Consider the following 15895-nt stretch of genomic DNA (forward strand, 5'->3'; position numbering starts at 1 on the left):
TGGGAGCAGTCCGCCTTTCCAGTGTCAATGCAGGATACCCGGGCCGCACTTGCAATCCCGCCCGGCAGGAGCCATGAAAACACCTTCGCCTTCTCCATGAGTTCCGCCGCCAGCGTCATCAGTCTCGACACCCCGCTCGATCAGGTGGAGGGACTGCGTCCCGCAGCCGTGCGCATGCTGGTCAAGGAAGGGCTCACCACCACGGGCAGCCTGGTGCTGCACTTCCCCGCCCGGCATGAAGACCGTCGGCGCATGGACTTCAAAGGGTTCTGCCCCAGCGAGACGCCAGTTTGTCACCATGTGCGGGTGTTGAAGACACGCGTGCTGCGTTTTGGCCAACGCGGCGGGGTCTTTGAGACCATAGTGGAGGCAGCGGAGGCCAATCCCATGCATCAGCAGCTCACGCTGCGTTGGTTCGGCATGGTGTATCTGCAAAAGGTCCTGGCCGTGGACATGGAACTGATGGTGTACGGCAAGATCAAGGAAATAAAGGACCGTCTCCTCATGGACCACCCGGAGTACGAGATCGTCCGTGGTGACGAGGACGACGACGAGGTTGGCATTCACTCCTCCCGCATCGTCCCGGTGTACCGGCTGCGCGGCGGACTGAAGCAGAAGCCCCTGCGCCGCACCACCTGGCAGGTGATGGAGCAGCTTCCCGCGGCGGCACTTCCCGACATTCTGCCCCGGCCCAAGGCTGGCGGAGACTTCGCCGGGATGACCCGTGCCAAAGCCATGCGCACGCTGCACCACCCGGATGGGTTCGATGAGCTCACGCAGGCGCAGCGCTACCTCGCTCTGGAGGAGTTCTACATCATGCAGCTCCGCGCCGTGCGGAGGAAGCTCCAGTTCAAACACCACGGCGGAAACTCCCAGCGTGCGGAGGGGCGGTTGCTCGCGGCCTTTGCCGAGGCGCTCCCCTTCCAGATGACGGGAGCTCAGAGCCGCTCGCTGGATGAGATCCTGGCTGACATGGCCCTGCCCCAGCCCATGAACCGCCTGCTTCACGGTGACGTGGGCAGCGGCAAGACCGTGGTGGCCCTGGCCGCCATGCTCATGGCTGTGGAGTCCGGCCGCCAGGGAGCCCTCATGGCCCCCACCCAGATCCTCGCCGAGCAGCACTATGAAAACGCCCGCCGCTGGCTGGAGCCGCTCGGCATCCGCGTGGCCCTGCGCACTGCGGACAAAGTATTGGAATCGTGCGCTCCACAAATTCTCGAAGCCGATCGCGGCCCCGACATCGTCATCGGCACCCACGCGCTGCTTTATGAACGCAGCGCGGGGAACCTGCCCCGCCTGGGGCTCGTCGTCATTGATGAGCAGCACAAGTTTGGCGTGGCGCAGCGGGCCCGGCTCATCGCCCAGGGCGAGACGCCGGACGTGCTGGTGATGACGGCCACGCCCATTCCTCGAACCCTCACCCTGACCCTCTACGGGGACCTGGATGTCTCGACCATCGACGAGCGTCCCCGGGAACGGGGCAAGATCATCACCGCCGTGCGGGAGGCGACCAAGGTGGATGAAGTCACCAAGTTCGTCCTGACCCGTCTGGAGGAAGGGCGGCAGTGCTACATCGTGTATCCTTTGATCGACGAGTCAGAGAAACTCGATGCCGGGGCGGCGACCACCGGGCTGGAGGAATGGACCAAACGACTGGCCCCGCATACCACCGGGCTGTTGCATGGCCGCATGGATACCGAGGCCAAGGAGGCCGTGATGCGGCAGTTCCGCGAGGGCAGCGTCAAGGCCCTGGTCAGCACCACCGTGATCGAGGTGGGGGTGGATGTCCCCAACGCCACCGTCATGATCATCCACGACGCGAGTCGTTTTGGCCTGGCCCAGCTGCACCAGCTTCGCGGTCGCATTGGCCGTGGAGCTCACACTTCCTATGCCATTCTCTTCGTGCCCAAGGGAGACAAGGAAGCCGTGGCCAGACTCAAGCTGCTGGAGGAAACCACGGATGGCTTCAAGATTGCAGAGGAAGATTTGACCCGCCGGGGTCCCGGTGATGTCTTGGGCAGCGCCCAGAGCGGCCAGTCACCACTGCGCTTCGGCGCCCTGCTTGCCGATACGCGGCTGGTCACCACGGCCCGCCGTCTCGCCGAACGCACGCTGAAGGAAGATCCTGAACTGACAAAGCCGGGCCACGCCCACCTGCGTGCCATGGTCGGTGAGGAGGTGTTTGGCGAGGGCACCATGCAATAACTTCCCCCTCCACCTGTGCGACCGAATTCCTGAACCTCAAAAAAGATCTAACATCCCTGGCCCGTCTCCCTCCAAAGGGAAGGCCCCCCAGGGGCCATCCCTTCCACCCCTGGCCGCCGTACCTCATTGAGACATGCTTGAACATTTCCGACGCATCCTTCTGGTCATCATCATCTTCTTCGCCGCCACGTGGCTCTACCGGCAGTGGCAGGTGCGGCAGGGCGGTGACAGTTTGTTCGACCACATCCAGACCGGCGGCAGCGGGCCGGAGAAGTTCACCAGCCCCTCAACCACGCGCCTGACCCCTGCGGATGTGCCGGGACTGGCGCGGCTCAGTGAGGAGTCTGCCAAGCTGGCGGGCTCCGTCTTGCCCTCCGTCGTGAGCATCGACACCGCCACCATCAGCCGCGTGGCGGTCAGAGACATCTTTGGCTACTTGCGCGGTTATCGCAACGACGTGTCACCCGGCCTCGGCTCGGGCGTGATTGTCAGCAAGGAGGGTCATGTCATCACGAACTACCACGTGATCAAAGGGGCCACTCAAATCAAGATCACCACCAACGACCGCAAGTCCTACAAGACTGAGATCATCGGAGCAGACACCCAGCGGGACATCGCCGTGCTCAAGATCGTGGGAGGGGGAAACAACTTCCCCGCGCTGAACTTTGCCAACTCGGACGAGGCCCGCGCCGGACAGTGGGTCTATGCGGTGGGCAACCCCTTCGGTCTCACTGGCACCGTCACCCAGGGCATCATCAGTGCCACTCAGCGCCGGTTCAGCGACACCTCCAACTCCCTGCTCCAGACGGACACGGTCATCAACCCCGGCAACTCTGGCGGTCCGCTCGTCAACGTCGTGGGGGACATCATCGGCATCAATGTGGCCATCTTCACCCGCGGAGCAATGTCCACGCAGGCCTGGCAGGGCGTGGGCCTGGCCGTCCCCGCCAATGATGTGAAGGAATCGTTTCAAGCCATCATGAACCGCGGTGCGCCGGTACTGGGCTTTCTCGGCATCGAGGTAAATCCTGAACCGGTGGCTGTGGACTCCGCATTGGGCACCACGCTCGGCGCCATGGTGGAAACGGTGAACCAGCAATCCCCCGCGGCAAAGGCCGGCATCCAGGTGGGTGATGTCATCATGCAGTTCGGCCCGCGCACTTTCGGATCAGTGGACGAGTTGTTGCTGATGATTGCCAAGGCACGGCCAGGGCAGGAGATTCCCATGATCGTGGTCCGCGACGGACACATCCTCAACATCAAAGCCGAGATCGCCCCACGACCAGCCACCAACTGAGGAACAGTCCAGGCTCGACAAACGCGCCTCCGGCTGTTGCAATGGGTGAAAGGTTGGAACATTACATGCTTATGTCCAACGCCCGTTGCTCCATCCGTTCTCGCGCCCGTGGCGGCGCGTTCGGGCCGCTCTTGATCATCGTCGTGGCATTGGCCATGAGTGCTGCGGTGTTTTTTCTCTTCACCAAAAAGTGGATCGAAAAAGAAACCCCCGCCCCTGCCGGTCAGGCCAGCACTCCAACCGCTGAAGCGCCCCCCGCTCCCGCTGCGGCCAGGCCCACAACGGCTCAAGATGCGGAACCTGCCGCCGCCAAGAAACCCGCGGCACCAAAGACCTTGGGCTTCGCCCGCCCGCAGGATGTTGCTCAGCAACTCACGCGCAATCTGGCAGAGGGTGACCTCAAGTCCGCTGCCGGCCTGGTGGCGGCAGGAGACCCATCACAAGCTGCAGCGAGCCTGAGTGTGATGGAGAAGATTAAAGAACTCGGTTACAAAGGCGGAGCGGTAAGTCTGGTGCAAACACTGGGCCAGACTGAAGGCGTGGTACGACTGTCGGTGCCACTCTCCAACACCCAGGGAGGTGCCCCTGATCTCAATCTCCAGATCGATGTCGTCAAAGATCCCAACATGGGCTGGCGCGTGCACAAGCTGCGTCTGCCCAAGGAGCTCGAGATCGCTGTTGCCGCCGTGATTCCTCCCGGTGCCCCCATGATCAACCCCGCCGGTGGCCCTCCGCTTCCGGCAGGCTCAGGGCAGTCACTCTTCGTGGTAGATGCCGCCCCGGATGCGATCACCCACGCCAGCAACTTTGTCCGCGCCCTGCTCAAGCTGGACTATGAGACGGCACAATCCTATGTGGATGCGGACAAGATCCCACCGGTGAAGCTGGCCGGGCTCTGCATCGTCTTTGAAGACGGCAAGTATGCCCTGCAGGATCAGAAGCCGTTGGTGGCCACCGTCTCCACAGAGACGTCCAGCTGGATCATCGCCAAGGTGCGCTCCGACATCTACAAGGAAGAGACAGAGTTTGGCCTGGAGATGGAAAAAAATTGCCGGTGGTTGGCGCATCATCGGCCTAAATCTCTCCCGCCTCCTCGCGGACAACGCCCGCTCCTCGGCATTGGTCGGCATTCCCTACACTCCGCTGGTGCAGAATCCCAAAGGGGGCGAAAGCATCGCCCTGTACTTTGAGTACGATCAGACCGTGTTGCACCCACGGGCCCAGGCACAGCTCAACATCGTGGCCTCCATCCTGAAGGCCAGCCCCAGCAAGAAGCTCAAGATCGGCGGGCATACCGATGCCAAAGGTAGCGACCAGTACAACGTGGCGCTCTCCCAACGCCGTGCGACGGCGGTGAAACAGTATTTCCTGGATCAAGGCGTCCCGCCCAGTCAGGTGGAAACCGTCGGCTTCGGCAAGGCCCTGCCCCTCAGCCCCAATGCCAATCCCGATGGGACGGACAATCCGGATGGCCGCTCCCGCAACCGTCGCGCTGAGATCCTGCTGGACTTCTAACAGCCCTGGTCAGGCGTCCTTCCGCTGCGCCCACTTCTTGCCCCCTGCCAGAGCGCTCAGAGTTTCCTCCAGGCGCTTGTCCAGCGTCTCCTGCCGTTTGGCGGTGCCGATCCACACCATGTACTCCCGCTGGTAGGTGGGCTTGAGGCTTTCAAAGAAGGCTGCGGCCTTCTTGTGCTTCTTTAGCGCTGCCTCCAGCTGCGGCGGCATGGGCCAGGGTTCGCGTTTCACCTTGGGTGGTGGGGCGGACGGGGTGCGATCCACGGCCACGGCTGCATGCAACATCGCTTTGAAAGCGGGCCTGCGCAGCTCTGACAGCTCCTTCAGCTTGATGCCGCGAATCCCCACATTCTCCAGCCCGTGATTAAACAGGCCGGAGGGATCCGCCACCTCGCCACCCCGGTAAAAAGTAATCTCCACGTGATCGTTGAACGCTCCCAGCGCACACACCCGCTTCTGCCCTGAAAAGCACAGCATGTTCGAGTTGATGCTCTCCTTCAGATCCGGCTCCCAGCGAAAAATCAGGTCCCGCAGCTCCTCGCAGATCTCCCGGGTGAATCCCGGACAGGTGGCGATCCATTCATCGGGGTCCTGGGTACGGGAGGCGCGGCAGTCCATGGCGATTTTGCGGGAGTGAGGAGTGAACCAAACATGGGCTCTGCCCGTCTCAGTGACAAGGTCCGAGTGGGCTGGATGATCGGCAAGCCGCCGGTTGGCAGCCTCAACTTTGGCCCCCTATACTTTCCCTCCCTCATGATCAGGCGCCTGCCTTCCGCCACTGCCCCGGTCTCTGCGGCCGGTATCATCCTGCTTGTCTGCCTGCTTCCTGCCTGCGGAAAGAAGGAGCCCCCGCCTCCCGTCAAGCCGGCACCCGCCCCTGCTGAGGCCACACCTCCACCAGCCCCCGCCCCGCCTGCTCCACCCGCCACTCCCACTGCGCCTCTGCCATCGCCCTCTTCCCCAGCCCCTATCCCTACCCCCACGGTGCCGCCCATGCCCGCCCCTACTCCTCCCGCCCCGGCACCAGCCCCTCTGCCGCCTCCCAGTGTGCCAGACACCGTTCCCCCAGAAGAACGCCTGGGGGAAGTGCGCAAGCTCCGGACCCCCGGACTCACCACCCAACTTCGGGACGCAGGCTTCACCCTCGGGGACCCGATCTTCATCCGCGTGTTCAAAGAGACCCTGGAGCTGGAACTCTGGATTAAACCCAAGTCCGCCCCGACCTATCGCAAGTGGAAGACCTGGCCCATCGCGGCCATGTCAGGCGAGCTGGGCCCAAAAAACAAACAGGGCGACCGCCAGGCCCCGGAAGGGTTCTATCAGGTGACGGCGAAGTCGCTCAATCCACGCAGCAGTTATCACCTGTCCTTCAATATCGGATACCCCAACGCCTTGGACCTCGCCCACCAGCGCACGGGCAACTTCATCATGGTGCACGGCAAGGCGGTCTCAATCGGCTGCTTCGCGATGACGGATCCCGTGATTGAAGAGATTTACCTCATGGCCGAAGCCGCCTTGAAAAAGGGTCAGTCTGCCTTTGCCGTGCATGTGTTCCCCTTCCGCATGACCTCAGAACGTCTGCTTCAGGCCAGTGAGGAGCACCCTTCACTCCTGCCCTTCTGGCTGGATCTGCGGCAGGGCTACAATGCCTTCGAGTCCACCCAGCAGCCGCCGATCATCAAGGTGGAGGAAAAGCGCTATCGGATCACCCCTGTGGGCACCCCTCAACCATCTTGACCGAATTTCCCGAATTTGATTGAATGGATGTATGAAAACCTCCCTCCTGGCCCTCCTCTCCGGGGTGCTCGTCGCCACTGCTTCCGCAGGCGATCTGGCGGACTTTACCGGCCAGCCCTTCAAGCTGACCACAAACTTCGGGGACACCTACTATAACTGCCGGGTGGTGAAGGTCACACCTGAGACCGTGACGATCATGCATGAACAAGGGGTCACGAAAATCGGCCTCGACCTTCTCTCGCCCGATCTACAGAAAAAGTTCAACTACGATCCACTGAAAGCCCGTGAGTACGCCCGGGTGGAACAGGAGAAGAAGGATCAGGAAGTCGCACGGGTGCGCAGCCTCAAAGAGAAGCGCGACCGGGAAGAGCGCACCATGATGGCCGGACTGATGGCGGAGGAGAAGAAACAACTCCAGGAGCAGGCAGATCGTGAGCAAGCCCGTCGCGACGCCGCCCGTGCCCCCGCCCAGCCAACTCAACCGCTGGCAGCCATGCCAGGAGATCCCACGCCCATGCTGGGCTCGCCAGCGCCTGCCGCAACGGTGATGCAGGTGGAGTCCGCCGTCCCCACGGTCGCACCCATCACGGAGGTCTATTCACCTGAATCCAACCGGAACCGGCGCTATCTCAGCCGGGACAACGGCTACTACTATCCCTGGTATCCAGGCTATGGCTATGGGGCCGGTTATGGCTACGGCTCAGACTATGGGTACACGTATCCCTACTACGGCAGCGGGTATTACTACTCCCGTCCGCAGGCACTTTGCCCGCCCTTCCTTCAACAAGCCCGCCGCCCCATCATCTCCGGCACCATCAAGGTCGGGAATGGCGTGATCAAGGTCAACCGGTAGGCATCCACCGCTGGCTCACCCGCCAAAATCCCAGGGCCAGGAGACTGACACCACTTCCCAGAAGGCACACGCCGCTCCAGCCGGCGTGGGCATACACGGCGGTGGCTGACAGCGCTCCCAAGCCGCTGCCAGCGGCATAGAAGGTCATGTAGCAGCCCACCAACCGGCTGTGAGCCTCGGTGCTGCGCTGGAAGATCAGGCTCTGGTTGGCCACATGCAGCGCCTGTCCGCCCAGATCCAGCACCAGGATGCCTGCCACCAGCGCCCACAAGCTGTGCAGAGTGAAAGCCAGCGGCACCCAAGCGAGCAACAAGAGGGCCAATGCCATCCCGCTCACCCACTGTCCCCTGCCCCGGTCTATCCAGGAACCGGTACGCGATGCACTGAGCGCTCCCACGGCACCCACCAGGCCAAAGGCACCAATCGCGGTATGGTTGAACCCATAAGGCGGTGCCGACAGCGGCAGCACCAGTGCGCTCCAGAAGATATTGAACACCGCGAACATCAGCAGCGCGAGCGTGCCCCGGATCTGCAGCACGCGATCCCTGGCAAGCATGGTCACCATGGAGCCCAACAGCCGGGGGTAGGAAAGCGGCTGGACCACCAGTTCCTGCCTGGGCAGCATCTTCCATAAGCCCCCCAGCAGCATCAGGGAGAGCCCCGCTGAGCCCAGGTAAACAAAACGCCAGCCAGCAAGATCAGCCACCAGGCCTGACACCACCCGGGCCAGCAGCAGCCCCATGACCACGCCCCCCTGCACGGTGCCTACCACCCGCCCTCGCTCCTGGATGGGGGCCGCAGTAGCGGCATAGGCGATGAGCCCCTGGGTCATCGCCGTGCCCAAGAGTCCAACCATGACCATGGCGAGGAGCAGCATGGGCCGGGACGAAGCCGCCCCCGCCAGCCCCAGTGCTCCCGCCAGCAGCAGCATCTGAAGCAACATCAGCCGACGGCGCTCCACCAGGTCCCCCAGAGGTACGAGGAACAACAACGCCAGCGCGGAGCCCACCTGGGTGACGGTCACCACGCCCCCGGCTGCCGCATGCGTCAGGGCAAACTCCGTCGCCAGCGTCTCCAGCAGCGGCTGGGCATAGTAGACATTGGCGACACAGATCCCGCAGGCGATGGCGAAGAGCAGCACCCATGCCCGCGGCATCGCAGCGGACGCCGGAGGGGCAGAGTCTGGAATGGATGATAGGGGGCAGGCAGAGTGATCCATGGGGAAGCGATCCAGTTGCAAAATGAAACCAGTTTACACAAAATGAAACGAGTTTTAAAATGCAACTGGATTCCTCAAACTGACCTGGCGTCTGATTATTCAGAAGCGCCCTGCTGAAAGGTACTGCCATGCCCCGCACCAAGAAGCCCCCCTACCAAGCCTGCCCAGTGGCCCGAGCCGCCGCCATCATGGCCGACCGGTGGTCAGTTCTCATTGTCCGGGATGCCTTCGACGGATTGCGTCGTTTTGGCGAGTTTCAGAAGAGCCTCGGCATTGCGCGCAACATTCTGGCGGACCGTCTGCACACCCTGGTGGAGACCGGCATTCTGACCATGGAGCCCGCCTCAGACGGCAGTGCCTACCAGGACTATGTGCTGACGCCGAAGGGCGAAGCGCTCTTCCCCGTGGTGGTGGGCTTCCGTCAGTGGGCAGAACAGCACCTCTTTCAATCAGGGGAGCCACACTCCCAGCTCATCGAGCGCAAAACCGGCCGACCGGTGCGCAAGATGGCACCAAGCACCCGCGACGGACGGGTGCTTGGGCCACAGGATGCCTTTGTCAGGAAACTGCCGTCTTAGGAGCGGGTGCTGTGAACAGCTCTTCACGCACGCGGTCGCGTTCACGGTCGATCATCTCGTCCGTGGCGCCCATTTCCTCCAGCAGGTAGTCCGTCATCGCCAGAGCGATTTCCCCTTCGCTGGTGAAGACAGCATTCGCACCGCACTGCCGCAGGGCCTCAGCCTGGTTGAGGTAGGAGGTGCGGGAGAGGATGCGGATCTTGGGATTGAGGTCGCGGGCAGCCTCCACGATCTCCTTGGCCGGGACACCGGAGGCGGCGATGATGAGGCCCTCCGCCTTCTCAATGCCAGCATGATGCAGGATCTCCCGCTGTGCGGCATCGCCGTACACAGCCGGTTTGCCTTCAGCCAGCAACTTGCGCACTGTCTCGATATTCATCTCCACGATCACGGGGCGGAAGCCATTGTCTTCCAGGATGCGGCTGAGCGTACGACCCACCGGACCGTAACCCACCACCACCACCCGGTGGACCGTGTCATCCAGTTCCAGCACGTTCTGCACATCTGCTGGCCGGGGCGGACGGGCCCATCCCTTGCTTTCCAGCCACTTGATCAAAGGAGCGATGCCCTTGTACATGAGCGGGTTCAAGGTAATGGAGATCACAGAGGTGAGCACGAGGGCGTTGGTCGCCTCCGGCGGGAGGATCTTCATCGAGGTGCCCAGCGCCGCGAGAATGAAGGAGAACTCCCCGATCTGCGCCAGCGCCACGGCGATGGAGAGCGCCGAGGAAAGTGGCTTCTTGAAGAACAGGACCACTGCCAACGCCGCGAGCGGTTTGCCGATGATGACAATGGCCAACGTGGCCAGCATCAACGGCCAGCCGGTCTTGAGTGCACCGGGATCAAACAGCATGCCCACGGACACGAAAAAGAGCACCGCGAACGCATCCCGCATAGGGAGCGCCTCTGACGCTGCCCGACCGCTGAACTCCGACTGCCCCACCACCATGCCAGCAAGAAATGCCCCCAAGGCCATCGAAGCCCCGAAGAACTTGGCGGACCCCACAGCAATGCCGAGGGCCAGCACCAACACGGTCAGCGTGAAGAGATCCCGCGCGCCCGTCTTGGCCACGTACCCCAGGAACCACGGAATGATCTTCTGCCCAGCCACCAGGGTGAACACACACAACAGCCCCAGCTTGAACATGGCCACGCCCATGGTCACCCACACATTGCCGCTCTCCGCGACATGACCAGCCCCATGAGCATCCGCCGGATTGCCAAATATGGCAGGCAGAAGCACCAGCACCAGAATGGTGAACAGATCCTCCACAATCAGCCAGCCGATGGCGATGTGGCCACTCGGGGTGTGCAAAGCCCGGTTGTCAGAAAGCACCCGCGTCAGCACCACGGTGCTCGCGACAGAAATGGCCATGCCAAAGACAATGCCCGCCTCAATGGACCACCCGAAGAAGTGCGTTACAATCGCTCCCAGCACCGTCGCCGCGGCGATCTGTGCCACCGCTCCGGGAATAGCGACCTTCCGCACGGCCAACAGATCTTTGAGATGGAAGTGCAGGCCCACGCCAAACATGAGCAGAATGACGCCGAGCTCCGCGAACTGCGTCGCGATGTCATTGTCCGCGACAAAGCCTGGAGTAAAAGGGCCGACCAGAATGCCAGCTAGCAGATAGCCGACGATCGGGGACAATTTGAGCTTTTGGGTGATGAAACCCAGGGCCAACGCAGCGGTCAACCCTCCCGTCAGTGTCAGGATGAGATCAAGGTTGTGGGGCATCGTCTTCCATACCCAGTTGAGCTGGTGAGGCAACCCACGAGGGCGATTTAGGGAAATTTTTACCTATCTCGTGGCAAAATTGCCCGATTGTTTCCCGAGGAAATAAAATCGCGGGGCCTCGCGGAGTTTTTCTTGCTTCCTGTTGCGTTTTTGCCTGTAATTGTCCCTCTAAAAATCCCCGGGCTGCTCCCTTGGGTCATTGCCATCCCCATGAAAACCACCTCATTGAAATTCGCCGGCCTGCTCTGCCTCACCTTCGCTCTCGCAGCCCCGGCCTTCGCAGACATCTCCTCCATGATGAAGGAGTCCATGAAGGGAGAAACCAGCCTCTACAAGAAGGTGGCCACCGGCAAGGGCTCTGATGACGATGCCCAGAAGCTCCTGGCTTATGTGAAGACCCTCCCGGCTGAGTCCCCGGAAAAGGGCGATGCGGCGAGCTGGAAGGAAAAGACCGACAAGCTGGTCAAGGCCACTGAAGACGTCGCCGCCAAGAAGCCCGGCGCACTGCAGGAACTGCAAACCGCCGGCAACTGCAAGGCCTGCCACAGCGTCCACAAAGGCTAGAGCACGGCCACTCAGAATCTGCCAGTCACTCTCAACCGCCCCCGCTCCCGAGGGGGCGGTTTTTTTGTGCCTGACCACGAGGCAGTCAACCATGTCACGAGATCTTTGCTTTCCCCTCATGGACGGAGCAAGGGTTTCAGGTCGAGAGGCGGCGGTACGCACCCATGACCGCTGATCCGCAGACTGCCCCTTCTCCCGCCTCGCCCTCACTTCCTCAGAAGCGCCTCTTTCCAGCCTGGCTCCTGCTGATTCTGCTGACAGCCCTGCTCTATCTACCCGGCACAGGGGACATCCCCCTCATGGATCGCGATGAGCCCAGGTTCGCACACGCGACGATGGAGATGATGCAGAAGGACACCTGGTTGATCCCCTACTTCAATGGGGAGTACCGCTTTGATAAACCGCCCCTGACCTACTGGTGGATGCGCCTGCACTACCTGCTGCTCGGCTTCAACGAACTGGCCGCTCGTTTGCATTCCGTGGTCGCCGTCTGGTTGGTGGCGCTGGTGGTGTTTCGCACCGGGAAGCGCATCTTCAGCCCGGCGGCCGCCTGGTGGGCGGCTGTAGGCTGGCTCACGTGCCTCCAGGCGCTGATTCACGGACGGCTCTGTGTGGCAGACATGCCCATGGTTCTATGTGTCACGCTGACCATGGCCGCCCTGCTGGAGCTCCTCACGGGGCCGGATGTGAACAGGCGACCCTTTTCCTGGTCCTGGTGGATGCTCTGGCTTTCGATCGGTGCGGGCTTCCTGGCCAAGGGTCCCATCGCTCTGCTCGTTCCTGTGCTGGCCGTGTTGTTGTGGCGGTTCGCCTTCTGGCGCAAACCTGCCCCCTGGCGGCGGCTGGGGCTGGGCTGGGGAGTCCTTCTCGCTCTGGCCATCGTCGCATCCTGGGGCATCCCTGCGTTGATGCAGACACATGGGCTATTCTGGAAGGTGGGCATGGGAGAGCACGTCGTAAAGCGCGGCACGCAGGCCTTCAACGGACGCGTCGTCCTGCCCTTCTACTACTTCGCCACCGCCTTCCTCAGCCTGCTACCGTGGATCGCCTTTCTGCCGCTCGTATGGAAGCATCTACGGGCCTCCTGGAATGCCCAGACCACCCTGCTGCTGGCTTGGTTCACCGCGCCGTATCTGATCTTTCTGGCCTATGCCACGCAACTGCCCCACTACGTGATGCCAGGATTCCCCGGCTTCTTCCTGCTGCTGGGCAGCACGCTGGCTGCGGCACCTTCCGAGAGAGGAATCTCCTGGGGCCGATTCGGCTGGATTTATGCCGGGCTGATGACACTCGTTGCCGTGGCTGCCCTCAGCCTGGCTTGGTCCGGCTCCTGGGTGACCGTGAATTCGCTGCGCTGGGTGATCACCGCCGGTGCGGGTCTGCTGTTGGCGCTCGTGAGCTTGGGGATCGCCGTGGAGCGCGGCCACCGTGTCGCCATGGGATTGGCGGTTGTGTTGGCAGCGGGCTGTCTAGTGACCTTCGGAAAGGCTTTGCGGACCGAGCACCCCATCATTCGACTAACTCCGGAACTAAAGCAGGTCCCAGGAGACAAAGACCTCCTCGCCTGGGGCTTCACCGAGCCGAGCCTGGTCTTCTACGCCGACCGCCAGTGGACCATGCTGTCAAAAATGGAACGGGTGAAGGAACGTCTGACCAAAGGCCGCACCGGTGCCGTGGTCCTGCTGCGGCGGGAATGGACCTTGAGCGACCGCATCAAGCAGTGGCGCAACGGCAGCGCCATCACCACCAGCAAGGATAATCAGCAGGAAGTGGATGCTCTTTCAGCCAGCCTGCCAGGTGCCAAGGTCGTCGATGTGGAAGGCTACAACCTCGCCCGGAGCAGCTGGGTAGAACTCACATTGATCATCCCGGTCAAAGCACAGAAGTGACGTCAGCGGCGATTCGTTCCGGTATCATCTAAACCACAGAGGAACAGAGAACACAGAGACTGAATTTGGGTCAGGATTAGTAAGATAGAATCCGGGGCGGCCGTGACACCCCATTTGAAGTTTGGATTTTGAAGTTTTGCATTCCCTCTGTGTTCTCTGTGCCTCTGTGGTTTAGCCAAGAGCCCCATCAACCCGCCCGAGCCTCACCGGCCTCTACCACTTCATCCTCATCCGACACCACCACTTCCTCAGGATCGCCTGCAGCTTTCATGTAGCGCACGCGGCGCACCGCAATCCCCAGCGGAATGCCAAACAATACGGCGATCCAGATGGCCACCGCCACATCTGAGGGATGATGCTGGTTCCCGTACATGCGGGCCCAGCAGACACCGGTGGCGCAGACCATCGCCGGCACGCCCACCATGGGCATCGCCACCGCGAGCGGGATCGAGGAGCCAAATGCCGTGGCCGTGTGGCCGGAGGGGAAGGAGTTGAAGTCCCACTTCACCTGGGGACCATACCAGCCATCCGTCACGCCTTTTTTGGCGATGGCGTTGGGCCGGGGGCGCCCCATCGTGAAACGAAACACATTCGCCACCAGCCCGGCAAAGATCGCACACAGCATGCTGGCGATCGCGAGTCTCTGGAAATAACGCGACTTGAAGAGCCGCCCCCCCATCCAGACGGCCACCACCAGGATCAAGTTGTACCCGGCAAAGTCCCCCCACTTCCCGATCTCTCCGGAAAGGTCCTTCAGATCCTGACGCAGCTCGCGATTGGGCATCTGCTTCAGCTGAACAACCTTCAGCACCTCCGCATCACGCGGCACCAGGAACACGAAGACCAGCCCGACGAACAAAACCGTGGCGGCGGCCATCTTCCAGCGGTGCCGGGACATGACTCCGACCATTTCCCTCCAGAGCAGCGCAATGTCCGGCCACATTTTCAGGGTGATGGGCACTCGTTTGCGCCGGATGCAGCGTGGGGCGATGGAAGAACTCATGCAGGAGAAGTGAGAGGTGACCCGGTGTTTCACCGGTGTCGCACCCTCGCAAACACCCCGACCCTGCGCGAAAAATACTGTGCAAAGAGACCGTCACCTCTTCTGCACAGCGCCCCTGGAAACCAGCCGGACCTGCCCCCGTTCCAAGGCCATGAGAAGGCGCAATCGCGGTCCCTTCCCCTGCCTGGACCAGCGTCCCTCCCCCTGGTGGAACTCTCCGGTGTCGTCGGTCACAGTTACGGTGGGACCATGCGCCACCACGACCTCACACCCTTCCGGCACCAGCAACTCCACCGTACCCTCACCAGTGAATTTCCACTCCTGGCGATCAAGAACGGGACCGGGGTTCAGAGTGACCTCCGTTCCCGCCAGAGTGAGTACCGCCTCCCGGACACTCTCCACGGGAAACTCAAGCTGGAGTTCCTGGTTTAGTTCCGTGAACCATCCTTTCCGGGTCTGAACATAGCGCACCTCAGGAAGGCCCGCCCCCGTCGACTGCTTTAAGCGCACACCGGAGAGAACCACACTCCAGACCATGCCATGGCCGGAGGCGTCCACCTTGAGACGCGGCACTGCGGCGGGCACGATCTCCAGGTTCCCCTCCTGAAAGGTGCCGGAAAGTCTGAGCCCACCATCCGGCACGACGTCGGGACCTTCCACCATCTGATTGCGCTGGTAGGGCGTGGCCAGCAAGGCCCCCACGGTGGCCAGGGCAATGAGGAGGGCCACGATGGCCGCACCGCTGCGTGGATGCTTCAGCAGCCAGGCAAAGCCCCTGGCAAACCACTGCCGGCGCTCCAGCACCTGAGTGCCGGTCCAGAGGCCGGCACAGGTGAACCACATGAGTCCCATCGCCCACCACGTGTCGGTGAGAAAGTGGCCTCCTTGAACCGCACGGGCCAGCCCGATGAGCCACCCGGTCACCATCCCGCCCGCCAGCCCCGCCCAAGCCAGTTGCACATTCCGGCGGCGATGGATGAAGTAGTAGGAGAAAAAGAAGAACCCCATGGTGGCATGCCCGCAGGGGAAGGACTTGCCGGTGCTGCTCGCGTCCCGCACCCAGACTGGTTCATAGGCATGACGCCCGCCAAACTCGACCACGTCCCTCGGTCGGGGCCTCCCCCAGTGATCCTTGAGGATGGCGTTTGCCACCAGACCAGGCCCCACTGCGAGCACCAGTGCGAGATACACGGTGGCGAAGTTGCGCTCCGCCGGCAGACGCCTCCCCACCTTCAAGACAAGTCCACCCAGCGCCACCAGGACTGCCAGCATGGCCGGCAGGGTGCCAAAGTGGTAG

The 15895-nt window shown here is 62.2% G+C and carries 14 protein-coding genes; 9 read left to right on the plus strand and 5 right to left on the minus strand.

The genetic code is table 11. The features are described from left to right. The first annotated feature begins 96 nt into the window (after positions 1-96). From recG to BV106_RS39080, 4 genes are all read left to right on the plus strand, one after another. Positions 97-2205 carry an ATP-dependent DNA helicase RecG gene (recG, locus tag BV106_RS31775; protein ID WP_051946657.1) on the plus strand — a complete coding sequence of 703 codons (2109 nt, stop codon included), beginning with the start codon at positions 97-99 and terminating at the stop codon, positions 2203-2205. A gap of 133 nt (positions 2206-2338) precedes the next feature. Then, entirely contained in the window at positions 2339-3502 is a 1164-nt protein-coding gene (locus BV106_RS31780) for a trypsin-like peptidase domain-containing protein (RefSeq protein ID WP_051946659.1), read from the plus strand. A gap of 71 nt (positions 3503-3573) precedes the next feature. After that, entirely contained in the window at positions 3574-4692 is a 1119-nt protein-coding gene (locus tag BV106_RS39075) for a hypothetical protein (protein WP_038171651.1), read from the plus strand. Then, positions 4649-5017: an OmpA family protein gene (locus tag BV106_RS39080; protein ID WP_051946661.1), complete on the plus strand. Its 369-nt coding sequence runs from the start codon at positions 4649-4651 to the stop codon at positions 5015-5017. Before BV106_RS39075 ends, BV106_RS39080 begins: the two co-directional genes overlap by 44 nt. A gap of 9 nt (positions 5018-5026) precedes the next feature. On the opposite strand, the gene BV106_RS31795 is transcribed toward BV106_RS39080, so the two are convergent. Further along, a complete protein-coding gene (locus BV106_RS31795) occupies positions 5027-5635 on the minus strand; it encodes a YdeI/OmpD-associated family protein (RefSeq protein ID WP_038171652.1) in 609 nt (202 codons plus the stop codon). Positions 5636-5668: 33 nt separating this feature from the next. Here BV106_RS31795 and BV106_RS39085 point away from each other — a divergent pair, with 33 nt between their 5' ends. Together BV106_RS39085 and BV106_RS31805 are read left to right on the plus strand one after the other, a co-directional pair. After that, entirely contained in the window at positions 5669-6754 is a 1086-nt protein-coding gene (locus tag BV106_RS39085; protein WP_265596283.1) for a L,D-transpeptidase family protein, read from the plus strand. A 31-nt stretch (positions 6755-6785) separates the two neighbouring features. Next, positions 6786-7607, plus strand: a complete 822-nt coding sequence (locus BV106_RS31805) for a hypothetical protein (protein ID WP_038171653.1) — start codon at positions 6786-6788, stop codon at positions 7605-7607. Here the strand turns inward: BV106_RS31805 and BV106_RS31810 are convergent. Then, entirely contained in the window at positions 7597-8826 is a 1230-nt protein-coding gene (locus BV106_RS31810; protein ID WP_038171655.1) for an MFS transporter, read from the minus strand. The genes BV106_RS31805 and BV106_RS31810 overlap by 11 nt on opposite strands. A 128-nt stretch (positions 8827-8954) precedes the next feature. Between BV106_RS31810 and BV106_RS31815 the strand changes: the two genes are divergently transcribed. Further along, complete coding sequence (locus BV106_RS31815) at positions 8955-9404, plus strand: helix-turn-helix domain-containing protein (protein ID WP_038171656.1); 450 nt, start codon at positions 8955-8957, stop codon at positions 9402-9404. Here BV106_RS31815 and BV106_RS31820 read toward each other — a convergent pair. Next, positions 9385-11142 (minus strand): cation:proton antiporter, encoded by a 1758-nt coding sequence (locus tag BV106_RS31820; RefSeq protein WP_038171683.1) that lies wholly within the window; start codon positions 11140-11142, stop codon positions 9385-9387. The two genes, BV106_RS31815 and BV106_RS31820, sit on opposite strands and share 20 nt — an antisense overlap. A gap of 210 nt (positions 11143-11352) precedes the next feature. Between BV106_RS31820 and BV106_RS31825 the strand changes: the two genes are divergently transcribed. After that, positions 11353-11706 carry a hypothetical protein gene (locus tag BV106_RS31825; RefSeq protein ID WP_038171657.1) on the plus strand — a complete coding sequence of 118 codons (354 nt, stop codon included), beginning with the start codon at positions 11353-11355 and terminating at the stop codon, positions 11704-11706. Positions 11707-11870: 164 nt separating this feature from the next. Next, positions 11871-13595, plus strand: a complete 1725-nt coding sequence (locus BV106_RS31830) for a glycosyltransferase family 39 protein (protein WP_051946664.1) — start codon at positions 11871-11873, stop codon at positions 13593-13595. Positions 13596-13782: 187 nt separating this feature from the next. Here the strand turns inward: BV106_RS31830 and BV106_RS31835 are convergent, their stop codons facing one another. Further along, positions 13783-14598 carry a phosphatase PAP2 family protein gene (locus BV106_RS31835; protein WP_038171659.1) on the minus strand — a complete coding sequence of 272 codons (816 nt, stop codon included), beginning with the start codon at positions 14596-14598 and terminating at the stop codon, positions 13783-13785. A gap of 93 nt (positions 14599-14691) precedes the next feature. Further along, positions 14692-15895: phosphatase PAP2 family protein (locus BV106_RS36560; RefSeq protein WP_265596284.1), on the minus strand; the 1204-nt coding region annotated here is incomplete at its 5' end.

Origin of the sequence: Verrucomicrobium sp. BvORR106 (assembly GCF_000739655.1) — a bacterium.
In the GTDB taxonomy this organism is placed as follows: Bacteria; Verrucomicrobiota; Verrucomicrobiia; order Verrucomicrobiales; family Verrucomicrobiaceae; genus Verrucomicrobium.